Genomic DNA, 23,779 nt, shown 5'->3' with positions numbered 1-23,779 from the left:
TGCCTACTTGGCTCTTGGCGCTTTCTTCCCCTCAGATGCTTTTACTGCTGAGGACGCCTTCTTTGCCGCGACCTTCTTGGCTGGCGTTTTCTTTGCCGCGACCTTCTTGGCGGGTGTCTTCTTTGCGGCTTCCATCGTTGGCAGTGCTTTCTTTGCAGCCGGCGCGTCCGCAGGTGCCGATTTGTCGGCTGCTCCCACACCGTACGAGCCGGCAGGAGAGACCGATCGGTACAGCGAATCCAGAAAGGCCCTGCCTCCGAGTGCCTCTACCGCGCTAGACATGCCAGGCGGAACGATGGAGGTGCCCGGATGGTTTGCGGCTATGCTTGCTCCGATCGATGCCAGAGGCTGTTCGATACCGTGTTTGGTGAAGTAATCCTCACCTAGGAGTTGGGCAGTAATGCCGGGAAATGTGCCACCTAGCAGTCCGGCAACAATGGTGGGGTAGTTGTCACCTAGGAGTCCGGCGTTAATGCCGGGGTAGTTGTCACCACGGAGTCCGGCGCTAATGCTGGCTAACTTGTCGCCCAGCAGGCCGATCCCCAAATTTTGATCTTGGGTTGCAGCAAGTGCGGAAGCTACGCTAGCTACGCGTTCCGAAATATCCTGTGGTGGAGGTGTTTTCGCTCGTGGAATGTTCTTAACGGTTGTGATCGTCTCGTCATCCACCTTGGCATCAAGGTACGTCTTGGCCAAGAAGAGGAAGCTTGAAAGATTCGTTTGATGATAGGAATGCTCTGTCACGCCCCGCATTTCAACTATCAGCTCCGTGCACGGTCCGATCGTTTGACCGCGCACTTCACGGTACCAATCTCCCTTGCCTTCGTCATTAGTCACGAACAGAAGCGGCCGGTCTGACTGCCCGGCATGATCCAACAACTCAGCCCAGATCAGGTAATCGCCTGACGCGTCGTCCTTTTCCTTCTTATCCGCGAATCCCGGAGGTATCTTCTCGTCACCCCTTCTGGCTGCTTCGGCGCGACGTTTCGCCAATTCGTCTTCCGAGGGCTCTACGCCTAACTGCTCCGGACCTAACAGCTCATCCAGCGCCCGCTGTACAGGGTCGTTTTCCCTTGCCTCCCTGAAACTTATCGTGTGTTCTTCGCGCAGCTTATCCAGGCCATTCGCGAACGACTTGTTCGCCCGGTTAGACAACTGCTCGATTCGGCGACGCACCTCCGGGTCCCGGATCTTGTTCAACTGAGCCTGATTCACTTGAACACTCTCGAGAATTTCGCCATAGACGGCGTCGATACCACTGATCACATCGAGGCGTCTTCGCAGGAACTCGAAGCACACCTGGTACGGAACGAACAGACGGTCGCGGCTGTCGCGAAGCACAGACAGTATTTCTTCCCGCTGCTCTCGTCCCACCCGATAGAGGTCGAGCAAGACGTTGGTATCAAAAGCGATGGTGCCCGTTTCGAGTATCTTTTGGATTGCCTCATCGTCGGGCGAATACCACTGTGGCAATATCGATTTCACGTCGTGCGGTACCTCATCCTTGGCGGTGGCGGTGGCGGTGAAGCCGGGCTTGGTCGGATTGCGCTCATTAGTGAGTCTAGGGTGGCGACCACATTTTGGACTTCCGGGTCAGGTCATCCGGCCGGACGTGCCTCGAACGCGCCGTATGGCCCTCTGGGGCCAGTTTCGTTCAGGTTCCAACTCACGGATCATCCTGGAAAAGTGAATCCACTCAGGTCCGGCGTCCGGTTGGGTTGTATGGCGTAGCGGAAATCGACTAGATGCTCGCGATTCAGAGGCCCCTCACGTGAGTAGACCTTGTCGATGTAAACGAGCGCCCAGAAGCCGTTGCGGTTTTGGAGCACAAAGGCATCGCCGACGTTGGCATAGACGACCCGGTTACTTGTTTCGAATTGAGACACGTCCGCCAGTAGTTCGGTTCTTTCCCGCGGTCTGTTGATGACCGCGACGTTGGCGATGTCGTGAGGATCGCGGTATATGCGGGCCTGGGTGCGAAGCCAGTCGAGGTTCAGCGTGAACTGCGAGTCCCCAGACCCGAGCTTGTAGTTGCCACTGTTCTGTGAAGCCACGAACTCGACGTCTCCCTGGAACGCAGGACTATGCCAGCGGTCAGGCGAGTTCCTGATAGCCAGGCTCGCCTCCACCGCCGTGCGTCCTTCGAACGGGTTCGGGCCGAGCGGCGGTACGGCGTCGACGGGCACACCGTGGATGTCGCGGAGAAGCCGTTCATAGGCGGACTCCTCAATGCTGGCATCGCGGAAGTCTTCCCAGAGCCGGCCACTAAGGAACGCAGGCAGCACGGCCTCCGGGTTGTTTCTAATGATGGGGATGACCGCATTGGAATCCAACCGTTCGTACAGCCTCGACGAAAGCATCTGCGCCTCGACACCCGCGCCACCGCTACGGTCGTCGCACTTGCGGCTGTAAGTTTCGGATACAACAGCGATTACTCGGTAATCGTCGCTAGCAGCGCGCTCCATGAACAGCGAGAGGTTGCAGCCCAACGTGACATCCCATCGGTCGAGACAGACATCAACCCCGTTCCCGCGCAGTCTGGTGGCGAGCTTTAGAACCCAGTCCTCATGCTCCTCACCGTCGTGCGAATAGGACATAAACACTCGAGGTGCAACGGCGCTCACGCGCCCTATTCTGCAAGATAACGGCCGGCCGGAGGGTGACGTGTCGCGATCGCGGTTTGCGCCGGGTCTAGCCCGATGGAATCTGCGGAACCATTTCGTCGAAATCTTTGAAGGTATCCCACCCGAAACCCATTCGCTCCCACCAATTCTCGGCGAACTCTCGTGACTTCTCATAAGCGAGATTGGCGCCGCTCGCGGAAAGCATATGGTGCGGAAACCAAGGATTCCCGGTCAGAAGTGGATTGGGGGAGAGGCGGGGCCTCAAGCCCCGCTCAAGGTTGCTGACCTCATCGCTCCATTGCATTTTCGGCTTGAAGTGCACCAAGTCATTACGAAACCTGATGACGTGAGCGACGATCTGCCCAGGCGCCTCACCAAGGTTCATCGGCGGCTGATCGACACACGTCAGGGCCACTTGATATTTATCAAGGGTTGCCAGTGACCGTTCAATCCGATCGTTCCGCCACAATTGTCGTAGCCTTCCGATGGACTCGTCAGACAGCCCTTCGAGGTGAGGGTTCCGGCTAGGCAACTCAGGGTCGTCGTCTTCTGCGTCCTGCCACACGCTGTTCACGAGGGCCTCAAGGAACGCCACGGACTCGAGGACGGCGCCCAGTGCGAACGCTCTGACTTCTCTGTCGATACCGCGAAACCCCACGTCAACTAGCTCGGCTTCCCGCCTCCCGCAGAGTTGTGCCATGTGGCGGGCATTCCACAGGTGCTCCATCGTGAAATAGTCACGGACACCGACCCTGGCGACCCCCATAGTCACACGCATCCTTGCGGGCTCCGGCTGAATCTGGATCATTACCGAGAACCTAGTATCTCGTCTGACGCAGAGGCTCGGTAGGAAGTAACCTGACCATCTGCCACGGCAGTGAAGTGCGCCTGGCGCTGACGTACCGGCCGCACGGGCGCGATTGGCGCCGCGATCAGTGCGCGGTGTTCGTAGTCGGCCCGGTAGCGATGGCAGCGCGCACGCGCATCCGGCGGTCGACCATGAACGCGCACACCACAACGAGCATCGGCACGAAGAACCACGGATAGGCCAGCAGTACTCCGACAACCGTGTACAGCGCCGCCAGCCCGAAGAACACCGCGGCGCAGACCGCGGCGGCCTGGTGCCGGTCGGCCCAGTTGCGACGCTTCGATTCGAACCCGCACCGCGGGCACGCGCGCCTAGCCACTGACCCACCGCCGAACCTCCGCGGCCGCCTCAAAAGCTCGGAGGGGCGGGAGATCAGACGCCGATCGTCGGTGCGTGCTCGCTGTTGTCGACGCTGCCGTCGGGAAGCTGGATTGCGTTAGTCCGTACCGAGGCGATTACCTCGGCTGTACCATTCAGGACGACGCACTCGGGCCCATGCAGTGAGCGGCACTCGTTGTTCCAGAATGTCGACGCGTCATCAGGGGCTGATGCGTCGGCTGGAAGCGGGACGTCAGGGTGCGGGTTGGCCGGGGGTTGGCTGGTCACGGCTAGCTACCTCTCGATTGGGTTGCTAGCGCCGCAATCGGTTAGCCCATATCTGGCCCATGTCGCTGATTTCAGCCCTCAGAGAGAGGGCTTGAACACCACGAACTGGTGCGCGATACTGGGATTGAATCAGTCACCGCGCCGGGCCTCGTCGCACTCCCCTCCTGTCCCGTTCAGTGTTTCGGACACGATTCATGGATGACCGCTGTTATGCGTCAGCTATATACGTGTAACTCGCTCTCGGCCAGACGCGCCGGCAATGCGGCAACATGCCGACACATCTCATGGATGGTCGCTGAGATAAATCGGGGTGTGGCACGTCGGCCTCGCGTCGGAAGGCGGCGTAAAGCACAGCCCGGTTCGCCGCCTCGGCGTAAGACCGGATCCCGCCACCAAGCAGCTCCGGAACGGTATGGCCGGCGCCTTCCTATGGTCGGTGCTTGGTCGGTGAACGCGCGACACACCGTGGTTCCGAGTGGCACCGGATGGTGCTAAATTGGCTGCTCACGGCACCCTTCGCCTCCCTCATGAGGAGGGATCTCAGGCTCTCCTAAAGCCGGTGTCGCAGGTTCGAATCCTGCCGGGGGCACCACGCGGGATGGGCCGCCTAGAACGTGACGTTGCCCGAGGGCTTCAGGGTCAATCCGTGTTGCCCGACGCTGGTGTCCAGACACGCGACCAGCAGTCGCTCCCGACGGCGCAGGCGACGTTCTGATGGGTCAACTTCTGCCCGGCAGCAAGCAATGTGCCGGAATTGAACGACCCGATGGAGCTAACCGTGCGGCAAGGCTGCGGGGGGAAGAGGCCGCCGGCAGTGCTCAGTGTGTCCTCCCGTTCATGGGCTGATCTTTAAATTGTCAGGAAATTTAAAGGATTCAGCGCGGGAGCGGAGGACTAAAGTTGGTGTCGGTGGGCCATAACGCTGGGGAGGCTCCGATGATCCGAAAATCAGCAGCGATATTGATGGCCGTTGAGTTTCTGACACTCAGCGGGGCCGTCGCTCGCGCCGACACGCAACCGACGCCGACGCCCGGACCGGCGTGGAACGCGCCGAAGTGTGTGACGTTCGACGGCACTCCGCCACTAATCGTGAACTACCTGCCGTGCGGGTGGACGACGGACGGCAGGCATTGGATCCCGCGACCACCCAGCTAGTGACGGGTTCCCTAGTGACCGGTTACCGGTGAAACCAGTTGACCCTCAACATAATCCATTGGCGTACCGGCGCCATTCCCCGCGTCGCGATACGCGACGGTGGTGGCGAACAGCCGGCCACCCCGAATGGTCCCGAGAATCACGACCCTGTCATTGACGGTGAAATGCGGTGCAGCGGTGCCTTGTTGACCGCTGCCATGGGCGATCACGGTGGTGTCCGGGGTGACGAGATACGTCTGGGTGTATCCGTTTGCACTGCGCGCGGTCACCGATCCGACGGTGGCGGCAACCACGGCCCCTTCCTGACTCACCGGCTGGGACGCGCGCGGAGGCTCCTGAATCGCGGCCACGGTCCGCTTGCCGGGTTGCGCCCCGTTCATCACGAGCGCGAACAAGCAGGCCGCACACAGCAGGAATTGGACCAGCACCTCGCAGCCACCCGCGATCGCGGAGATCCCGCGCCTCGGAACATGTTTGCTTGAGAATTCCCCCATGCGGTGTTTGGCAACCACAACTACCCCCCGCGGTGTCACACCGACAGGTCTCGGCGCCCACCAAACTCAAAACGTTGACCTGGAACTACCCGAACTAACGCACCGGTAAACCGCCGCCCCGGTTAGGCTGAATCATGGCGGCGGACGACCCGGTGACCGTGCTCAGCGAAGACGAGAGCTGGAGTTTGTTAGGCAGCGCATCATTGGGCCGATTCGTCATCGTCACAGACGGGCGTGCGGAGATCTTTCCGGTCAACTTCGTCACTCAGCGCCGGACTCTGCTGTTCCGAACCGCCCCGGGAACCAAGCTCTACCGAGCGATCATGAGCGATCAGGTGGCTTTCGAGGCCGACGGCTACACCGACGTCGAGGGTTGGAGCGTCATCGTCCACGGCAGGGCGCATCTGCTGACGGCAACCGCCGAAGTCCTCGACGCCGAGGAGGCACCGTTGCGGTCGTGGCCTGCAACGGTGAAGCCTCACTACGTACGGCTGATCGCCATGGAGGTCTCCGGGCGCCGGTTCAGGTTCGGTCCCGAGCCGCGGCAATAATCGGCGAATGCACCGCGATCAGATCCACGCCGAGATCGCGCAGGAGCGTCGTCGCATTGCGGATCTGATCGATAGCCTGGACGACGAGCAGCTGGCGACCGACAGTTTGTGCTCGGGTTGGGACATCAAGACCGTCGCGGCCCATCTGCTGACGCCCTTGGTCGAGGGCGCCGTTTGGCCTACGCTGCTCGGCTTGCTGCGCGGCAGCTTGTCTCGGGTTGTCGACGAACGGGCGCGCCGCAACGCGCAAATGCCGGCTGCTGAGATCGCGGCGACGCTTCGCGAGCTGGCCGACCATCAATACTGGTATCCCGGGCCGCACGCACCGTCTGCCCGGCTGTCCGAGATCCTGACCCACAGCGCCGACATCAGGATCCCGCTGGGGCTTAGCTTCCAGCCCGATCCGCAGCTACCGGCGACGACGCTGGACTTCCTGACAACTCCGATGTCGGTGGGGCTGCTGCCGTTGGGCCGCTTGGGGGGACTTCGCCTGCGCGCTACCGACGTCAACCGCGTCTGGGGCCGCGGCGATGAAATCCATGGGCCTGCAGCCGAATTGATGCTGGCCTCCTTCGGACGCACCGTGGCGCTGGATGCGCTCGACGGCCCCGGGCTGCCCGTGTTGCGACAGCGGATCTCCGGTTAGCGCCTGCGCGCGACGGGCAGTATCGAAGACGTCAGCCGACGAACGCGGGCATCGAGTCCCACCCTCGCACCGTGGACGTCCGTGATCGGCGTGCATTACCGAGATCGATCTGCCACTCCGGGAATCGCTTGAGCACCTCCTCCAACGCGATCCGACCCTCCAGCCGGGCCAGCGGGGCACCGACGCAGAAGTGGGCGCCCCGACCGAAGGTCAGATGGCCGCCGGGCTTGCGCCGAATATCGAAGTGATCGGGATCGTCGAAGTGGCGCTCGTCGCGATTCGCGGAGGCCAGCATGACCAGCAGCGCGCTTCCTGCCGGCACGGTCTGCTCTTGGAACTGGACATCGTCGGTCGCGACATACCGGGCCACATGCGGGCCGGGCGGCTCGAACCGAAGGAGCTCTTCGATCGCAACCGGGATGAGCGAGTGGTCGTCGGCCAGCTCCTTGCGCTGATCAGGATGCTCGGCCAGGACCTTGCCCATCCATCCGAACAATCGACCAGTCGTCTCGACTCCGGCACCGGCAACCACGGCAAGGAAGATCAACAGTTCCTGTTTGGTCAGGCGGCGCGTGGTGCCGGTCTCGTCCTCGAACTCGACATTGAGCAGCTCCGTGATGAGGTCGTCGGATGGATTCTTCTCGCGCCACGCGACGTACTCGGTGAACATGTCGCCGTCGAAATAGTGATCCTTGTCGACCGGCAACGGCTTGCCCGGCTCATTGCGCAATACCCGATGCGCCTCGGCCCGCACCGAAGGTTGATCGGCATCCGGGATGCCGGCGAGCATGCCGATCGTCCGCATGGGAAGTTCACGGCCTAGATCGAGGACGAAGTCGAAACTTTCTCCACCGACCAGAGGGTCGAGGCATGCCGAACAGAAGGCTCGGACCTTATCTTCAAGCGCACGCATCTTCTTCGGCATGAAGGCCCGCGACACCAACGCCCGATGGATCGTGTGCAGCGGCGGATCTTCGTTGATAAATACCCCCGGTGGCATTACCGGATCGGTCTTCACCACCTCAAGGATGTCGCCCTTCGCAGAGCTCAGCCTATTCGGATCTTTGAGCGCTGCCTCGACGTCGGAATACCGGCTCACCCCCCAAAAGTCGTGACGCTCGTTGAAGTAGAGCGGCACCTCGTCTCGCAGCCGCCGATACACCGGGTAAGGGTCGAGGTCGATCTCGACATCCCAAGGGTCGTAGTAAATGTCCTCGCTCAACAGCCCTCCTCATCGGTGCCTGTACGACCATATAGCATCTGCTGTACGATCGTACAGTCAAATGCGGACGGAGGAAGGCTACGTGAACGATCGCTTCTCCCTCGAAGGGCGAGTCGCACTGATCACCGGTGGTGGCACGGGAATTGGCCGGGGAACCGCGCTGGTGCTCGCCGAGCATGGGGCCGACGTCGTGCTCGCCGGCCGACGCCCGGATCCCCTTGAGGCAACGGCCAAGGAGGTGCAGGCACTGGGTCGGCGAGCGCTCGCGGTACCTACCGACGTGACAACTGCCGAAGCATGCCAAGGGCTCGTCGATGCGACGCTGCAGGAATTCGGCCGCATCGACATCCTGGTGAACTGCGCGGGCGGCGCGGAAACGAAATCCATCTTGAAATGGCCGGACGACGACTTCGAGCGCACACTCGCACTCAACTTCAGTGCCGTCTGGCATCTTTCGCGCGCGGCAGCCAAGCCGATGCTGGCCCAAGGCAAGGGAGCCATCGTCAACATCTCGTCCGGAGCCAGCCTGTTGGCCATGCCGCAAGCCGCGCCGTACGCTGCCGCCAAGGCGGCGGTCAACAACCTCACGGGCTCGATGGCCGCGGCCTGGACCCGCAAGGGCATCCGTGTCAACGCGATCGCCGTGGGGGCCGTCCGTGCGGCCACCCTGACAGACGACGCCGCCCGCTACGGCCTCGACCCCGAAGCGATCGCTATGACCAACGGTATCGGCCGACTCGGTGAACCCGACGAAATTGGCTACGGCGTGCTGTTTTTCGCATCCGACGCGTCGAGCTTCTGCTCGGGGCAGACCCTGTATATGCACGGTGCGCCCGGCCCGGCCGGCGTCTGACATTGCATGACTGCGACCCATTCGGGAGATGTGGCGTGACCAAAAGCAATCGACTGATTGTCACCCTGCTGGTGATGAACGCCATCGGCCATAATTTTCACGGCATTTGGCGCCATCCAGGGGCTCGCACCCGCGAATTCAACACTCTAGACTTGTGGGTCGATTTGGCGAAGAAGGCGGAGCAGGCCAAGATCGACGCGTTCTTCTTCACCGACCTGCTGGGCATACAAGGCGAGTTCAACGGCTCCCGCGACGTCATCTTCGAGCAGGCGATGAACGTCCCGATCGGGGACTGCAGCATGTTGTTGCCGGCCATAGCGCACGCGACGACGGACATCGGCCTCATGTACACGAGCTCCGTCATCCAACATCACCCGTTTGTCTTCGCCCGCATGGCATCCACGCTGGATCACCTCAGTAACGGGCGGGTCGGGTGGAACATTGTCACATCCGCCAACGAAAAGGCATTTCGCAACCTCAGCCTGCCGGGCAACCTATCCCACGAGGACCGCTACGCCTGGGCCGACGAGTACGTCGACGTGATGTACAAACTGTGGGAGGGTTCCTGGGACGTCGACGCGGTCAAAAATGACCCGACAAACGGGGTGTACGCCAATCCGCGAAAAGTGCACGACATCAATCACATTGGCGAGCGCTACCAGGTCGAGGGCTTCAACCTGATGCAACCATCCCCACAGCGCGTCCCCGTCCTAGCACAGGCCGGTGGTTCCCCCGCGGGGCTCGAGTTCGCCAGCCGTCATGCGGAGCTCATGTTCCTCTCGGCGTCAACGCCCGAGGCCATCGCGGCCCAGGTGGGGACGGTCCGCGGCAGTGCCCGCCAGTACGGGCGGCACGACTCCGACATCAAATTCCTGCTCGGAATGATGGTCATCGTCGGCTCGACAGACGAAGAGGCCAAACGAAAGTGGAGCGAGCTCGAGGAGTTCCGCAGTCCGGAAGCCCAGACCGCCTACTTTTCCAGCCTCAGCGGCCTAGACCTGGGACTCTACGATCCCGAAACTCTGCTCGAGGACCTCGTCGATCACATCCCCGGAATCCGCGGTGCGTTCAACGCGCTCATCAACGGGTGGCCTGCAGGAAGCAAGCCGACGGTGCGAGACTTCCTGACTTCGTTGCCGCGGATGCAGACGCTGGCGGGAACGCCCGAACGGATTGCCGCACGACTCATTGAACTACAGAACGCCGGCGTGGACGGCGTCCAGCTGATGAATGCGCTGCTGCCCGAGACCTATGACGACTTCTTTGAGTACGTCGTACCGGTGCTGCAGGACAAGGGCATCATGCAGAGCGATTACCGGGCAGGTACGTTGCGTCAGAAGCTGTTCGACACCGAAAACCCCCATATCGCCGAGCGCCATCCCGCCTTCGGCTACCGAGGGATGTTCGGCTGACGCTTAGGGCAGCTCGGGAGCGAGCTACCAGCGGGCCGGTTCCGGCGTATCCATCGTTAGGGGGCGCTCGTAGGACAAGTCGTGACGATCGCGCGTACCGATGAGGTAGCCCTGTCGCTTGAAGAACTTCGACTGCAGCACGCGGGCATCAGCCAAGAACATTCCCTCCACCGTCGAGCGGCGAATCGCTATGCGCCACTTGCCGCCTCGTCGTTCCAACCGATCCACATAGCGGCCCGTGATGAACTGCGCACTGCCGCCGTCGGAACCGATGAGGACCACGATGACATAACTCTCGGCATGCGCTGTGTCGCCGTCGATCTCGCAGGTGTGCGTCGTGATGTTGTGCGTATGGACTATCGATGTCTCGGCGTGGGTCTTGTTCGCCCACTCCCCATAGTCGGCCCCCGAGTTGACGACCACACCGTGCTCGTCCACACCGTCATCGTGATAGGCCGAACTGATCAGGTCCACATCGTGGCGGTCACAACCCCGCGCGTGGCGTGCGACGCAGTCGAGAATTGCGGTGCGGTCGAGCAGATACTGGACATCGCTGCGCAGCAGGCTTAGGTCAATGTCGGCGCTCATGAGTCTCCTCGTCGTCCGGGAGCGCGCCGCCTAAAGCTAGGCGCGGCCGCGCGCGTATGAGACTATACGACTGTACAGCACCTGGCGAGTGCGAAAATGGTCTGACCCGGACCAGTGAGGTGACCGTGAAAGCAGCAGCCCGTCGCGTTGGCGCTGAAACGTCCACAACCCGCGATGCGCTTCTCGAGTGCGTCGAGACGATGATGCTCGACGAAGGGTACGCGAGCGTGACCTACCGCGCGCTAGCAGCCAAAGCCGGAGTGACTTCAAGCCTTGTTCAGTATTATTTCCCCTCCCTCGACGACATTTTTCTCGCCGCTATCAAGCGCTATTCGGAACGCAATCTGGCGGTGTTGGCCAAGGCGCTGGAAGCGCGCTCCGACGATCCGTTGCATGCGCTGTGGGACTTCAGCTGGGACGAGGCCACCGGCGCGCTCATGACCGAATTCATGGCGTTGGGCAACCATCGTAAATCGATTCAGTCTGCGATCGCCGACGTGACCAACCAGGTGCGGCAAATCGAGATCGAGGCCTTAACGCGCAGGTTCGGCAAGGGAGCCCGCCTGGAGGGCGACCTCTCGCTGGGCGCGGTCGCACTGCTGGTGACGGGCATCCCAAAATTCTTGAACCTGGAAGAGGGCGTGGGAGTCGACGGCGCCCACGACGAGGTGATCAAAGCGATCGAGAAATACCTCGATTCCATCGAGACCCGATCCGCTCGCCGCAAGCGGAGGCCCACCCAGTCGCGTAGGTGAATGCGATGACCTCCCCCGGCCGGGCGGGCGCCCGGCGCACCGAGAAACTGCAGGCGATCCTCAGTGCCACTGAGCGTCTCATTCTCGACGACGGCTACGCAGCGATCACCTATCGCAGTGTGGCAACCGCGGCCGACGTCGCCCCCGGTTTGGTGCAGTACTACTTCCCATCGGTCGACGACTTGTTCGCCGCCGTCCTGCGTCGGTCCACCGACCAGGTCATCGCCGAGCTCGGTGCCGCCACAAGGTCGGACAAACCGCTGAGGGCCGTGTGGGCCTACGCGAGCGACCGCCGAGGTTCTGCGTTGCTTCTGGAGTTTCTCGCGATGGCCAATCATCGTCCACAGTTGCGAACGGTCATCGGCGAAGGCGGAGAACGAGTTCGGCAAGCCCTCTTGGCCGCGGTCGCGGCCCGGTGGGAAGCTGATGGTCGAGATCACGACGGCGTGCCGGCAGCCGCGGCACTGTTTCTCCTGGTGTGGATCCCCAGAATGGTCTTGCTCGAGGAGACGTTGGGCACGCTGACTGGGCACGCCGAGACCCTCGCCATGGTGGAACGCTTCCTCGACGACGTCGAGCCCCTAGAGGAATAGCCCGCCCGATCCGTTAGGGCCAATGAGTTGACGAGGATGCGCTGTACGGTTGTATAGTGTTCTTTGTACAAATCGCCAAAGTTATCGATTCGGAGGTGCCATGCCCGGCACAGCTCATCCCCTGACCGAAACCGTGGGCATCGAGATCACCGGCTGTCGACCCGCCGAGCTACTGACCCTCGACGCCGCCGCGGACACCCGATCCGCGCTCGACCGCCATGGCGTCGTCATCTATCGGGACTTGCACATCAGCGACGATGAGTTGGTTGACTTCAGCCGTCTCCTGGGCACCGTGGTCCTCCAGCCCACCGGCGAGCACAACCACCCCGAGATACAAACCATCACAATGGATCCCAACAAGACCAATGCTCTTCTCGCGTCGTACCGACAGGGCAACTTCCACTGGCATATTGACGGCGCCACGGAGTCGATCCCGCAGAAGGCGACGCTTCTCACCGCCCGGGAGATCGACCCCGCCGGTGGCGACACCGAGTTCGCAACCACCTATGCCGCGTACAGCGCCCTGAGCGAGAGCGAACAGCGAGAGCTCGACAGTCTGCAGGTTCTCCATAGCTTCGCCCAGGCTCAATCGCTGGCGAATCCAGATGCCACGGAGCCAGAACGCGCATCGTGGGACCGGGTGCCTACCCGGGTCCACCCGCTCGTGTGGACGCGGCGCAATGGCCGTAAGTCAATGCTTTTGGGGGCAACCGCCCAAGAGATCGTCGGCTGGCCGGCATCGAAAGGACGCGCACTGCTCGACAAACTCTTGGCCTGGTCGACGCAGCCCCGATTCACGCTGCGCCAGAAGTGGCAGAAGGGCGACCTCGTCATCTGGGACAACACTGGAATGCTGCACCGGGCCTTGCATTTCGAGCCCACGTCGGTGCGGCTGCTGCATCGCACCACACTGGCGGGCGAAGAGTCTGTTCAGGGCTGACCCGAGCCCGCACGGGTGACCACGTCCGCGATGTGTGCTATACAGTCGTACAGGATGTGCAGTACGAGCGTACAGCAGGAGGCTCCGTGGGTACGGCGAATCGGGTAGCGGTGGTTACCGGCGGCGGGTCCGGCATTGGACGGGCCGTCGCGGAACACCTCGCCCGGCACGGACGCCGAGTTGCCGTCCTTGACAACAACGGCGATGCGGCCAACGAGGTGGCGGGCCAGCTGCAGGCCGACGGCGCGGAGGCCATCGGGGTCGCGGTCGACGTCTCAGACCCGCAAGCCGTGACCGCGGCCTTCGAGACGGTACGAAACTCGCTGGGAGCCATAGAGATACTCGTGACCAGCGCCGCCATCGCCGGCTTCACACGGTTCGACAAGATCACCTTCGACGAATGGAATCGCTATCTGGCGGTGAACCTGACAGGTACGTTCCTTTGCGTGCAGGAGGCGCTGTCAGACATGGCGGCGGCCAAATGGGGGCGCATCGTGACCATTTCGTCGGCCGCAGGGCAAAAGGGAGCAGTTGGGCAGGGCCACTACTCCGCAACCAAGGGTGGCGTCATCGCCCTGACCAAGGCCGTGGCCCAGGAATACGCCTCACGTGGGATCGCGATCAACACCGTCCCACCGTTCGTCATTGACTCCCCCATGCTGCGGGAGCAACAGCTCACCAAAAAGTTGCCTCCCACTGAGGTTCTGGCAAAAGCGATCCCTGCCGGTCGGCTGGGGACGGGCGAGGACGTCGCGGCGCTAGTTGCGTTCCTGTGCTCGGACGAGTCGTGTTATGTCACCGGCCAGGTCATCGGCGTTAACGGTGGCGCCGTCCTATAGGTTTGTTAGACAAGGCAATTCGATCAGTACGACTGATTTCATGAACGGAGAGACGGTGCGGGTACGAGTCGACCCGGCGCAGTGCCAGGGCCACACATTGGCCTCCATGATCGCGCCCACTTGGTTCGAGCTCGACGACATCGACGGTCACGCCTGCGCGGTCGAAGACGAAGTTCCAGTGCAGCTTCTCAGCCAGGTGCGCGAGGCGATGCAGTCGTGTCCCGAGCAGGCGATCGTTGCGGCAGTCGAAAGCGGGGTCTTATCGTGAGTAGCCCGCGGCCGTCCTATCATTTCGACCGCCACGCCCCGCAGTACCGCCAAGACTTCTTGACCATTACGCGCGAGCTGCAGCAGAAATGTCCGCTCGCGTGGACCGACACCTATGGCGGGCACTGGGTCGCGGCGGGCAGCCGTGAAGTCTTTGAGCTCGCACGATGCCCACATGTCTCCAACGATCACGACGTGCGCGATGAACGCCGTGGCTACAAGGGCATTTCGATCCCGACGATGATCGAGGCGGAGAATTTCCGCGGCGGCATGCTCGAGATGGATGACCCAGAACACCGGTACTACCGCTCGGCGCTCAATCCGTACTTGTCGCCGGCGGCAGTGAAACGCTGGGAGCCGTTCATCGACGAGATCGTCCGCGCGTGCCTGGACGACCGCATCGAGACGGGCAGTATCGATTTCGTCGACGACCTGGCCAACATCGTGCCCGCGGTGCTGACCCTGGCGATGCTCGGGATCCCGCTGTCGAAGTGGCGCATCTACAACGAGCCTGCGCATGCGTCGATTTATACGCCGCCGAATTCACCCGAGGCAGCGCGCGTGCGCGATCTCTACCTGGCGATGGGACTGGATCTCTTCGTAAACCTGACCGAGATACGGGAACATCCCCGCCCGGGCATCATCGACGCACTCGCGAGACTGCGCATCGACGACAAGCCGCCAGACGATATCGAACTGATCGGCATGCTGAATCTGCTCATCGGCGGGGGGTTTGACACCACTACTGCGCTGACGGCGCATGCGCTCGAGTGGCTAAGCGAGCATCCTGGCCAACGGGAAAGTCTCAAAGACGGTGACGCGACACTGCTGAACACCGCGACGGAGGAATTCCTGCGGTACTTCACACCCGCACCCGGGGATGGGCGGACCATCTCGCAAGATATGCATCTCGGCGGGACCCCGCTCAAGGAAGGCGAGAGACTTTGGCTGTCTTGGGCCATGGCCAATCGCGATCCCGCGGTTTTCACCGATCCGGATGACGTCGTCCTCGATCGAAAGGGGAACCGGCACTTTAGCTTTGGCCTTGGTGTGCACCGCTGCATAGGGTCGAATGTGGCGCGTACCGTTTTCAAATCCATGCTGACGGCGGTCTTGGACCGACTGCCGGACTATCGATGCGACCTGGCTGGAACAGTGCACTACGACACCATCGGGGTAATCCAGGGCATGCGGCACCTTCCGGCCGCGTTCACCCCGACGCACCGACTGGGGGTGGGTCTGGACGAAACGCTTGACCGGCTGCAGTCGATCTGCGACGAGCAGGGACTTGCTCGACCTATCACCGAACTCAAAGACGTCGCCGTCATAGCGGATTGATTCGCAGTAACCGGGAGAACAACTGATGTCAGACACTGGCCACATCGCCGTCGTCACCGGAGCCAGCAGAGGAGCCGGAGCCGGCATCGCGCGGGCGCTGGGAAGCCACGGGTACACCGTCTACGTGACCGGCCGAACCGAAAGCGCAGGAAAATCAACGCTTTCCGGCACCATCCACGAGACAGCCACCCAGGTGACCGCGTCGGGCGGGAAAGGGATTGCTGTTCGCGTCGACCACGCCGACGACGACCAGGTGAGCGATCTCTTCGAACGGATCGGGCGCGACCACGGCAGGATCGATGTGCTCGTCAACAACGCTGCGATCATCCGCGACGAGATGATGGGACGAACGAAATTCTGGGAGGAGCCGCTCAACGTCATCGACACGCTCGTCGTTGGCTTGCGCAGCAGCTATGTAGCCAGCGTCTTCGCCGCGCCGCTGATGTTGCCCCAGAACAAAGGCCTCATCGTCTTCACGTCGTCCTCTGGATCAGTTCACTATGCATTCGGCCCCGCCTACGGCGTGCCAAAGGCGGGCACCGACAAGATGGCTGCCGACATGGCAGTGGATTTCGAAGACAGCGGCATCGCCGCCGTTTCGATCTGGATGGGCTCGCTGCTGACCCAACGCGTGCGCGACATCGTCGCCAAGAATCCGGCGAAGTTCGGCCGCATCATCGAGACCGCCGAAACTCCCGAACTCACCGGTCATGTCATCGCGCGGCTTTACGATGACCCCGCCCTGTCTGAGCTGAGTGGCCAGACTCTCATCGGCGCCGAGCTAGCCGCCAAGTACGGCATCCAGGATGAGGCCGGCCGACAGCCACCGTCATACCGTGATCTGCACGGGGTCCATCCCCACGCGCAATTCCCCTACGTCATGCGGTGACGTCCAGCGTCTCCGCTCAGCAGTGCGGCGCCCAGCACCTCTGGATGGGGCAGTAGGTCCGGTGCGCAAGACCCACCATGGCTCCGACGTCGTTGACGCCGATGCCCCTGGGGTCCAGATTGGCGTCGACATCGCGGGCGATCTGGTCCGGCGTCCAGCCCCACCCGAGGTCGTCGCAGACGAGTTGCGCCATCCCGATCATGGCGGCATCGTGCTCCGGTGGCCAATTGAGACCGGTCGCGCGAAGCTGGGCCAGGTATCCGTCGTTGACGGGGTTGACGAGATCAGACATGGTCACTCCGCTCTGCCAGCCCCCGTGCAAAACCTACGTCGCCAAGCGGGAGGTCGACAATGCTGTTCTCACAGCATTCACGTTGTCCCGGCGCATTACTCCCTGGCCGCGGCTATCCCCACGTACCCCGGAGCGGTGTGGCCTTCGATTTGTCGGCGGACGACAAATGCACGGCATGGACGCCCGGCTTTTTGGCCAGCTGGTCCAAAAGGCTTTCCAGATGCGCCTTGTCGGTGTGCCAATGCTGCACCGACTCCGGCGCCTCCTGTAGTTCAGCGAGAACGGCCTTGAGCTTGTCCGGGGTCTTGCCGTCGTCGTCCGACGCGCGGCGGGCTACCCGGGCGGCGCTTCCGGCGACCACGCGGGGCACCGCACCGCCCAGGGCGCTGCCGGCCAAGCTCGCGAGGGCCATCTGACCCGCAAGGCCGCTGACGCCGGCCACGGCCGTCGGTGCGGCACCCGCGGAGGTGCACTCCAACACGGTGGCGGCCAGCCTAACCGCGGGACTGGCCGCGGCCCAGCTCGGCGGGACCGATAGCGCCCCTGCCAAGCCGGCATTCCCAAGACCCGCCGATACGGCAGACGCTCCGGCTGCCCCCGCCGCCTGCGTACTGGAGCCAAGGGCCGCGAACAGCGGCCCCTCGAGTGTGACCGCTGTGTCGCTCGTGCTGCGTGCCGTTGTCACCAGGCCCAAGCTGAGGCTGAGCAACGTGTCGTTGACCGGCCGGATGCTCTTGGTGACGAACTCGACGTTCGCGGCAATTCTCGCCAACGGCGTGGAATTCAGGTTGTCCAGCCACGTCACCAACGACGACGGGTCCGCCGCGGCGGGCGACGCCAGGCCTTGCAGGGTCCGCGGTGTCGTCGAAATCAACTGCGACAACGTTGATTGCGCGTTGGCGGGCGCCACGGCGGCGGCTTGGGCGACCGCGCCGGCTTGAGCCCCCGACGCACCGGCGTTGGTGGTTTGTGGTGGCGTGCTCAACGGCGTCATCTGAGCGGCGGTCGCCGAGGACCCGGCGTAGCCGTACATCGCGGCGGCGTCTTGCGCCCACATCTGCCCGTATTCCGCCTCGGTGGCCGCGATAGCGACGGTGTTTTGTCCCAGAACATTCGTCGCCACCAATGACTCGAGTTGACTGCGGTTTTCGGCGATCGCCACCGGGGGCACCGTCGCGATGAACGCGGCCTCGTAGGCAGCCGCCGCCGCTCGGGCCTGGCCGGCGGCCTGCTCGGCCTGCCCGGCGGTGGCGCTCATCCACTCCACAAACGGCGTGGCCGAGGCCGCCATGGCCGCCGACGACGGACCCTGCCAACCGCTGGTCAGGTTCGAGACCACCGACTCATACGACGCGGCCGCAGAATGCAGCTGTGCGGCCAACCCATCCCATGCCGACGCCGCCTCCAACATCGATCCCGAGCCGGGACCCGCGTACATCCGACCGGAGTTGATCTCCGGCGGCATCGCTCCGAAATCCATTGCTACTCCTTAATTCTCGTGACAAGTTCAGTGGCGAGATGTAATCCGGCTATTCCTGCGCGTCGTCGGCGTTGATGACGATGATGGTGGCCGTGGTCGCGGCTCGCCCGAAGGCGCTGCCGCCAATTCCCATTGCGCGGGCAGAGCCACCTCCGGTGGCGGCCACGGCGCGCCCGGCCAGACCCGAGGTGACCATGTTGCCGAACATCGTCCCCTCGCCATCGGCTGCCAGGGCCGCCGGAGCACCGCCAAGCGCGGTTTGCGGAAACACCGTGGCGACCTGCCGGATCTCCGGCGCGGCAGCGGCCCATCCCTGCGGCACCGACATACGTCCCACCAGGCCGGCACGGCCCATCCCCGTTGACGTTCCGGTGCCGCTGGGCCCCGGTGAGCCCACCACCCGCGGCTCCGAATCAACCCCGCCCTCTAGCCGACTCAGCGCCGATTGGTCCCGAGCCAGCCTGTGCCTGGCACTGTCCACATTCGCCACGTTTTGGGGCACCAGGTAGTTTTCGACGCCCAGCAGATACGGGCTGCCGCCAATGCCGAACAGTGACGCGGGTCCTAACGGACCCGTGATGGCCGAGTCGAGTGCTGACAACAGCGACGGCGTAGCGGTGGCCGCGGCAGGGGCGGCGGCTGGCTGTGCCAGGTCTGCCAGCGATTGCGGGACCGCGGACATCAGTTGCGGCAGAGTCGATTCCGTGTTCGCCGCGACCGATCCCCCCGTAGCCTGCGCGATGGCAGCGGCCTGTCCCGCGGTCCCGGCGGAATTCGTGGTCTGCGGCGGCGAACTGAACGGGGTCAGTTGTGCGGCGGTCGCCGACGAGCCGGCGTACCCGTACATCGCCCCGGCATCCTGCGCCCACATCTCGGCGTACTGGGCCTCGGCGGCCATGATCGCCGGCGTGTTCTGACCCAGAAAATTGCTGGCGATCAGCGCCGTCAAGTGCGCACGGTTGGCCGCAATGATCGGTGGTGGCACCGTCGCGAGGAACGCGGCCTCATAGGCGACCACCGCCGCCCGCGCCTGCGTGGCGGCTTGCTCGGCTTGGACGGCAGTCGCGCTCATCCATGCCTGATACGGCGCAGCCGCGGACGCCATCATGCCGGACGAGGGGCCCCGCCAACCGCCCGACAGGTTGGCGATTGCCGACCCATAGGCTGCCGCCGCGGAGTGCAACTGAGCCGCCAACCCATCCCACGCCGCCGCGGCAGCCAACATCGGCCCCGACCCGGGACCGGCGTACATCCGACCGGAGTTGACCTCGGGCGGTAAGGCTCCGAAATCCATTGCAACACCTCATAATTAATCGAGCATTGACCATGCTCGGTGCCAATTGCACCCAGATTTTGGTATCCAGAGCAACGATGCCGACCGGCTCGTCGAGAGCACAATGCCGGGGCCCTGCCAGGCGACGTCAGCGTTGTGGCACAGGGCAATTCCATGAACTGCACATGGCCGTTTTCGCGGCGACAAGCTGCAGCTCAGGCGAGGCTTTGCGACTTACTAGTGGGCTACGGCAGTTCGTCCGCCATCGTGACGTCGTGGCTTCGTGGGCGTTGCGGAGCAACGCCGATCACCAGGTAAAGCACATACCCGAAAGCTAGGATCCTCTATTGCGCCACGGGCGGTGCCGTCGCCGCTGCAGGTAGGATTCGACGCGGCGATTGTGCGTGCCGGCGATGACTTCAATTGTGCGCCAGCTATCTTGCCGCGTTTGCTCGGCAACGAGTGTCGTCAGTTCGGGCAGCGGAGCGTGATCGAAGCCGCGCAAGCTAAACCCACCGGTGCTCGCAGCAAACGCTGCAGGTGGACCCCCGTCAAGAAACCTCAATGCACTGCTCCTGTTTGCGCGGCAGGCATGCCGCAACAACTTCACCCGTCTTACCAGTACTTACAAACCACAATCGTACTTATCCTTCGGAGGCGCTGTCCAGTTCGCTCCCGGGCGACGCTCGTGCTCAGCTCGGCCTCGTCCGCGCACCAACCTCGTTGTCGCGATAGGGATGTGTCGGCAAATCGACGAGCCGTTGGGCTATCCGACGGCCAACTGATTCGTTCGACCTTTCCGAATCACGTTGCGGGACAACTACGGCAGCACCGTGTGCATCAGCATCACGTCGTACGCCGACCACAGCGAGAGGTTGAAGTACAGGTCCCTTCCCGACGACCACGGGTGGATCATCGGCGCGTAGATGCCACCGGGCATCTGGAACGACGAGACCAGCGGCTGCTCGCCACTCCACGGGCCCTCCGGCGACGGCGCGGTCCGTGCCACCACGTCGTTGGAACCACCGTCGGTGTACATCACCAGATACTGCTTGAGGTAGCTGTTGTACTGGGCCGACATCTCACCCACCGGGCCGGGGAAGATCGGCGTCGCCGCCCCCGGGTTGTTCGGCACCCAGTGCCCGCCGTTGTCGCCGTTCCAGTACTGGTACTTGGTCAGGTCTGGCAGAGCATTCGGGGGAACCCGCGACAGGAATGCCGCGCCGCCACGCCCCGACGGCGTTCCGAAGTTGTACATGTAACCGTCGTTGCCCTTCATGAACGCACCCATTTGGAAATTCTCATTTCCAGGGGTGAATCCCATGCCCGGGACGGCATCCCCCGATGCCGTGCGCATGCTGCCGGGGAAGATCCCCCAGTTCTGCCCGTTGTCGGTGGACCGCGCGATCGCCGAGTAGTTCGTCGTCCACTCGCCGTCGCGGCCCCACTGCCTGATGGACATGTAGTTCATGTACTGAGTTCGACCGATCGAAGTCGCCGCGGTCGGAATGATTCCCGTCTCGTGCCCGGCCTTGTGGATGGAGTTGACCACCTGCTTGGAAAGGCCGTTGTTCCATACCGGTGAGCCCGAATAATTGTTGCTGGGCACGCCATCGGCGATGTGGATTCCGCTGTTCAGGTCATGGTCGTTGCTGCGGAACAGCACGTTGTAGCGCCACTCCTGGCCGCGCACCTTGCAGTAGCCGAAGGTGTCACCGAATGCCATGAGCGCCTGACGGTTGGCGGGATCGCCGTTGTCCCAAATGATTCCGAGGTCAGTGCCGGAGATCCCGAAACGCTGCAGGGTCTTATTCGGGCCATTGGGCCCGGTCACCCAGTCGACGAGCGACGTCGGGGCTCCAGCGATCGAGGCCGGCGGCGGTCCCGGCGGCGGCGCCGGTTGCGGCGCGGGCTGCGGCGGCACCGGGGCCGCGTTCGGGTGCAGCGGGGTGGCATTCGGAACCTGCGGAACGCCCGGCGCCGGCGGGGTGGGCTGCGGCGGCACCACACCGGCCTGCGGCACCATCGGTGCGGCGTACCGCTGCCCCCCGGTGGTCGGGTTGAGCAGCGACGAGATCAGCGGGCCCAGCTTGGGCAACGGCGCCGAATCATTGGTCCGGGTGGGCCTGCGGCCCGTCGGGGGCTGGACCACCGGCTGCGGAGCGGGTATCGACTGCCGCGGGGGTGGTTCCACGTTTGCTTCTGGCGCGCCGCAAGGTGTGGCGGATGCGGTGGGCGCCGGGCTGATCGCAACGACGCACGCGACAGCGGCCATCGTCGCCACCGATAGCGAAGCGCCTCGAAAAATCGCCGGCAATGTCACACCTTTCCAGGGGGCAAACGTCGCATTGACGTTTGCGGTGGGCTCATGTGACGATAGTGATTGCTGGGGCTGTTGTGATCCCCGATCTGCCAATAGGTATCCATCCGTAACCGGGTCGCAACCCTGGTTTGGGGTCCTCGGCCAGCCAATCTGCTATTTACGTCCTGCACGCGGGGCACGACTCGTCGTGCCCCGCTGCGCCCTTTCCACCCGACCACCGCGAATGTCGGCCGGGTTCGCTGCTGCGGTCTTGTCTGCGCTGGTAATGGTGTTATTATGCCGATGTGTGATCCGTATAGCGGTCTATATAGATCCGCTTTGCGGATCACATGCCCGGAATCCCTCAACCGGTAAGGACCTGAGATGACAACCTTCCGACGAATCACCGCGTTAGCCATCGGCGGCTTCGGCATCGCGACTGCGGTGTGGACCGGCTCCACCGCGACGACCGTCTTGACCGCGGACCCGACGACCACGTCGCCCGCCCCTCCGACGACGCTCACGCCGATCGCGCCCCCCTCCTCGGCGCCGCCGGCCCCGGCCGCACCGCCGGCTCCGCCGCTGCCGTAGCAAGTCGGTAGATCCTCGGCAGCGACCTCGACGCCATCCTCGCCGCCTTCGTGACCTACGCCGTCGGCTTCGCGGCCCGGCCGGTCGGCGGCATTGTGTTCGGCCAACTCGGCGACCGCTACGGGCGCAGGAAGCTGCTGCAGCTCAGCCTGGTGCTGGTGGGCGCCTCCACCTTCCTGATGGGTTGCCTCCTGACCTTCGCGCAGATCGGCTACTGGGCCCGGCCCTGCTGGTGACGCTGCGATTCATCCAGGGCTTCGCCGTCGGCGGCGAATGGGGCGGCGCGGTCCTGCTCGTCGCGGAGCACAGCCCCACCCGCAGCCGCGGCTTCTGGGAGCTGGCCGCAGGCCGGGGTGCCCGCCGGGAACATGCTCGCCACCGCGGTGCTGCTGGTGCTCACCACGACGCTGTCGGACGCGGCATTCTTGAGCTGGGGCTGGCGCGTCGGCTTTTGGCTGTCCGCGGTGGTTGTGTTGATCCCGCGCCGGCTTCCTGGAGGTGTTAAAGCGTTACCCGCGTGGGGTTTTCACCGCCATGGGCCTGCGGCGGCGAGAACATCATGTACTACCTGGTGGTCACCTTCTCGATCACGTATCTGAAGGTGCATGTGCACGCCAACACCCGGGCCATCCTGTGGTGGCTGCTGGTGGCCCACGCCGTGCACTTCTTCGTCATCCCCCTGTTCGGAAGCCTGACCGACCGATTCGGCAGGCGCCCAGTCTATTTCGTCGGCGCAGTGGCTACCGGCCTGTGGGGGTTTTTCGCGTTCCCAATGATGAACAGCGGAGCAACGCGATCATCTTGTCCGCGATCGTCATCGGGTTGGTATTTCACGGCCTGATGTACGCGGTGCAGCCAGCCCTCATGGCGGAGATGTTTCCGACGCGGATGCGGTATTCGGGAGTGTCGCTGGGCTACCAAGTCACCTCGATCGCGGCCGGATCGCTGGCGCCGATCATTGCTGTGCGACTGCTCGAAACCTACAAGTCGGCGGTGCCTATCGCCTGGTGTCTGGCCGGCGCCGCGGCGGTGAGCGCCGTCGCCGCAGTGGTCGCCCACGAAACGAAGGGCATCGACCTGGCCGACGTAGACCTCGCCGACGCCGAACAAACCGGGCCCGAATCCACCGAGTTGGTCGACGACGCGGTTTAGACCGGTCACCTGGGCTGATCCCCGTTCACACAGCTCAGGATGGGTCGGT

Annotated in this window: 23 protein-coding genes and 1 pseudogene; 13 read left to right on the top strand and 11 right to left on the bottom strand. The window is 63.4% G+C overall.

Annotated features, from left to right (window positions below; genetic code table 11):
* Positions 1-3: 3 nt before the first annotated feature.
* The 5 genes from MRAB57_RS28560 to MRAB57_RS12995 form a co-directional block, all read right to left on the bottom strand.
* The gene (locus MRAB57_RS28560) at positions 4-1,485 is read right to left on the bottom strand and encodes a PIN domain-containing protein (RefSeq protein ID WP_157900600.1); all 1,482 of its coding nucleotides are present in this window, start codon (positions 1,483-1,485) and stop codon (positions 4-6) included.
* A gap of 188 nt (positions 1,486-1,673) precedes the next feature.
* Positions 1,674-2,624 carry a toll/interleukin-1 receptor domain-containing protein gene (locus MRAB57_RS13015; protein ID WP_157900599.1) on the bottom strand — a complete coding sequence of 317 codons (951 nt, stop codon included), beginning with the start codon at positions 2,622-2,624 and terminating at the stop codon, positions 1,674-1,676.
* A gap of 67 nt (positions 2,625-2,691) precedes the next feature.
* Positions 2,692-3,432, bottom strand: a complete 741-nt coding sequence (locus tag MRAB57_RS28555) for a hypothetical protein (protein WP_077087915.1) — start codon at positions 3,430-3,432, stop codon at positions 2,692-2,694.
* A gap of 124 nt (positions 3,433-3,556) precedes the next feature.
* Positions 3,557-3,811 carry a hypothetical protein gene (locus MRAB57_RS13010; protein ID WP_077087914.1) on the bottom strand — a complete coding sequence of 85 codons (255 nt, stop codon included), beginning with the start codon at positions 3,809-3,811 and terminating at the stop codon, positions 3,557-3,559.
* A gap of 1,453 nt (positions 3,812-5,264) precedes the next feature.
* Positions 5,265-5,765, bottom strand: coding sequence for a hypothetical protein (locus tag MRAB57_RS12995; RefSeq protein WP_108637940.1), 501 nt, complete (start codon positions 5,763-5,765; stop codon positions 5,265-5,267).
* A 116-nt stretch (positions 5,766-5,881) separates the two neighbouring features.
* Between MRAB57_RS12995 and MRAB57_RS12990 the strand changes: the two genes are divergently transcribed.
* Positions 5,882-6,298 carry a pyridoxamine 5'-phosphate oxidase family protein gene (locus MRAB57_RS12990; protein ID WP_077087912.1) on the top strand — a complete coding sequence of 139 codons (417 nt, stop codon included), beginning with the start codon at positions 5,882-5,884 and terminating at the stop codon, positions 6,296-6,298.
* A gap of 7 nt (positions 6,299-6,305) precedes the next feature.
* Complete coding sequence (locus MRAB57_RS12985; protein ID WP_077087911.1) at positions 6,306-6,944, top strand: maleylpyruvate isomerase family mycothiol-dependent enzyme; 639 nt, start codon at positions 6,306-6,308, stop codon at positions 6,942-6,944.
* 31 nt (positions 6,945-6,975) lie between these two features.
* On the opposite strand, the gene MRAB57_RS12980 is transcribed toward MRAB57_RS12985, so the two are convergent.
* On the bottom strand, positions 6,976-8,166 hold the full coding sequence (locus tag MRAB57_RS12980; RefSeq protein WP_077087910.1) for a cytochrome P450: 1,191 nt from the start codon (positions 8,164-8,166) through the stop codon (positions 6,976-6,978).
* Positions 8,167-8,248: 82 nt separating this feature from the next.
* On the opposite strand from MRAB57_RS12980, the gene MRAB57_RS12975 reads away from it, so the two are divergent.
* Together MRAB57_RS12975 and MRAB57_RS12970 are read left to right on the top strand one after the other, a co-directional pair.
* Positions 8,249-9,019, top strand: a complete 771-nt coding sequence (locus MRAB57_RS12975) for an SDR family NAD(P)-dependent oxidoreductase (protein ID WP_077090585.1) — start codon at positions 8,249-8,251, stop codon at positions 9,017-9,019.
* A gap of 35 nt (positions 9,020-9,054) precedes the next feature.
* On the top strand, positions 9,055-10,431 hold the full coding sequence (locus MRAB57_RS12970) for an NtaA/DmoA family FMN-dependent monooxygenase (protein ID WP_245835911.1): 1,377 nt from the start codon (positions 9,055-9,057) through the stop codon (positions 10,429-10,431).
* 24 nt (positions 10,432-10,455) lie between these two features.
* Here MRAB57_RS12970 and MRAB57_RS12965 read toward each other — a convergent pair whose 3' ends face one another.
* Entirely contained in the window at positions 10,456-11,019 is a 564-nt protein-coding gene (locus MRAB57_RS12965; RefSeq protein ID WP_077087909.1) for a nuclear transport factor 2 family protein, read from the bottom strand.
* Between the two features lie 119 nt (positions 11,020-11,138).
* Here MRAB57_RS12965 and MRAB57_RS12960 point away from each other — a divergent pair, with 119 nt between their 5' ends.
* From MRAB57_RS12960 to MRAB57_RS12930, 7 genes are all read left to right on the top strand, one after another.
* Positions 11,139-11,774, top strand: a complete 636-nt coding sequence (locus MRAB57_RS12960) for a TetR/AcrR family transcriptional regulator (RefSeq protein WP_077087908.1) — start codon at positions 11,139-11,141, stop codon at positions 11,772-11,774.
* 5 nt (positions 11,775-11,779) lie between these two features.
* Positions 11,780-12,367 (top strand): TetR/AcrR family transcriptional regulator, encoded by a 588-nt coding sequence (locus tag MRAB57_RS12955; protein WP_077090583.1) that lies wholly within the window; start codon positions 11,780-11,782, stop codon positions 12,365-12,367.
* A 100-nt stretch (positions 12,368-12,467) separates the two neighbouring features.
* Entirely contained in the window at positions 12,468-13,307 is an 840-nt protein-coding gene (locus MRAB57_RS12950; RefSeq protein ID WP_077087907.1) for a TauD/TfdA dioxygenase family protein, read from the top strand.
* A 56-nt stretch (positions 13,308-13,363) separates the two neighbouring features.
* Positions 13,364-14,146 carry an SDR family NAD(P)-dependent oxidoreductase gene (locus tag MRAB57_RS12945; protein ID WP_245835910.1) on the top strand — a complete coding sequence of 261 codons (783 nt, stop codon included), beginning with the start codon at positions 13,364-13,366 and terminating at the stop codon, positions 14,144-14,146.
* A gap of 55 nt (positions 14,147-14,201) precedes the next feature.
* Positions 14,202-14,414, top strand: coding sequence for a ferredoxin (locus MRAB57_RS12940; protein WP_077090582.1), 213 nt, complete (start codon positions 14,202-14,204; stop codon positions 14,412-14,414).
* Complete coding sequence (locus MRAB57_RS12935; protein ID WP_077087905.1) at positions 14,411-15,751, top strand: cytochrome P450; 1,341 nt, start codon at positions 14,411-14,413, stop codon at positions 15,749-15,751. Before MRAB57_RS12940 ends, MRAB57_RS12935 begins: the two co-directional genes overlap by 4 nt.
* 25 nt (positions 15,752-15,776) lie before the next feature.
* Positions 15,777-16,640: an SDR family NAD(P)-dependent oxidoreductase gene (locus tag MRAB57_RS12930; RefSeq protein WP_077087904.1), complete on the top strand. Its 864-nt coding sequence runs from the start codon at positions 15,777-15,779 to the stop codon at positions 16,638-16,640.
* A gap of 16 nt (positions 16,641-16,656) precedes the next feature.
* Here the strand turns inward: MRAB57_RS12930 and MRAB57_RS12925 are convergent, their stop codons facing one another.
* From MRAB57_RS12925 to MRAB57_RS12910, 4 genes are all read right to left on the bottom strand, one after another.
* Positions 16,657-16,932, bottom strand: coding sequence for a DUF732 domain-containing protein (locus MRAB57_RS12925; RefSeq protein ID WP_077090581.1), 276 nt, complete (start codon positions 16,930-16,932; stop codon positions 16,657-16,659).
* 112 nt (positions 16,933-17,044) lie between these two features.
* Positions 17,045-18,412: a PPE family protein gene (locus tag MRAB57_RS12920; RefSeq protein ID WP_077087903.1), complete on the bottom strand. Its 1,368-nt coding sequence runs from the start codon at positions 18,410-18,412 to the stop codon at positions 17,045-17,047.
* A 49-nt stretch (positions 18,413-18,461) separates the two neighbouring features.
* On the bottom strand, positions 18,462-19,706 hold the full coding sequence (locus MRAB57_RS12915) for a PPE family protein (protein WP_077087902.1): 1,245 nt from the start codon (positions 19,704-19,706) through the stop codon (positions 18,462-18,464).
* Between the two features lie 799 nt (positions 19,707-20,505).
* The gene (locus MRAB57_RS12910) at positions 20,506-22,002 is read right to left on the bottom strand and encodes a glycoside hydrolase family 183 protein (RefSeq protein WP_077090580.1); all 1,497 of its coding nucleotides are present in this window, start codon (positions 22,000-22,002) and stop codon (positions 20,506-20,508) included.
* A 369-nt stretch (positions 22,003-22,371) separates the two neighbouring features.
* Between MRAB57_RS12910 and MRAB57_RS12905 the strand changes: the two genes are divergently transcribed.
* Positions 22,372-22,578, top strand: a complete 207-nt coding sequence (locus MRAB57_RS12905) for a hypothetical protein (RefSeq protein WP_077087901.1) — start codon at positions 22,372-22,374, stop codon at positions 22,576-22,578.
* A gap of 17 nt (positions 22,579-22,595) precedes the next feature.
* A pseudogene (locus tag MRAB57_RS12900) lies at positions 22,596-23,730 on the top strand (MFS transporter); the annotation flags it as partial.
* Between the last annotated feature and the right edge of the window lie 49 nt (positions 23,731-23,779).

It is taken from the genome of Mycobacterium rhizamassiliense, from assembly GCF_900157375.1.
GTDB lineage: Bacteria > Actinomycetota > Actinomycetes > Mycobacteriales > Mycobacteriaceae > Mycobacterium > Mycobacterium rhizamassiliense.
Note: the sequence above shows the minus strand (reverse complement) of the source record. Positions and strands in the feature narration are given on the sequence as shown.

Excerpts from the sequence above, each read along its gene's own strand:
- MRAB57_RS12950 (WP_077087907.1), top strand. The coding sequence starts at position 12,468 with ATGCCCGGCACAGCTCATCCCCTGACCGAAACCGTGGGCATCGAGATC.
- MRAB57_RS12930 (WP_077087904.1), top strand. The coding sequence starts at position 15,777 with ATGTCAGACACTGGCCACATCGCCGTCGTCACCGGAGCCAGCAGAGGA.
- MRAB57_RS12965 (WP_077087909.1), bottom strand. The coding sequence starts at position 11,019 with ATGAGCGCCGACATTGACCTAAGCCTGCTGCGCAGCGATGTCCAGTAT.
- MRAB57_RS12915 (WP_077087902.1), bottom strand. The coding sequence starts at position 19,706 with ATGGATTTCGGAGCCTTACCGCCCGAGGTCAACTCCGGTCGGATGTAC.
- MRAB57_RS12990 (WP_077087912.1), top strand. The coding sequence starts at position 5,882 with ATGGCGGCGGACGACCCGGTGACCGTGCTCAGCGAAGACGAGAGCTGG.
- MRAB57_RS12905 (WP_077087901.1), top strand. The coding sequence starts at position 22,372 with ATGACAACCTTCCGACGAATCACCGCGTTAGCCATCGGCGGCTTCGGC.
- MRAB57_RS12955 (WP_077090583.1), top strand. The coding sequence starts at position 11,780 with ATGACCTCCCCCGGCCGGGCGGGCGCCCGGCGCACCGAGAAACTGCAG.
- MRAB57_RS28555 (WP_077087915.1), bottom strand. The coding sequence starts at position 3,432 with ATGATCCAGATTCAGCCGGAGCCCGCAAGGATGCGTGTGACTATGGGG.
- MRAB57_RS12985 (WP_077087911.1), top strand. The coding sequence starts at position 6,306 with ATGCACCGCGATCAGATCCACGCCGAGATCGCGCAGGAGCGTCGTCGC.
- MRAB57_RS12920 (WP_077087903.1), bottom strand. The coding sequence starts at position 18,412 with ATGGATTTCGGAGCGATGCCGCCGGAGATCAACTCCGGTCGGATGTAC.
- MRAB57_RS12925 (WP_077090581.1), bottom strand. The coding sequence starts at position 16,932 with ATGTCTGATCTCGTCAACCCCGTCAACGACGGATACCTGGCCCAGCTT.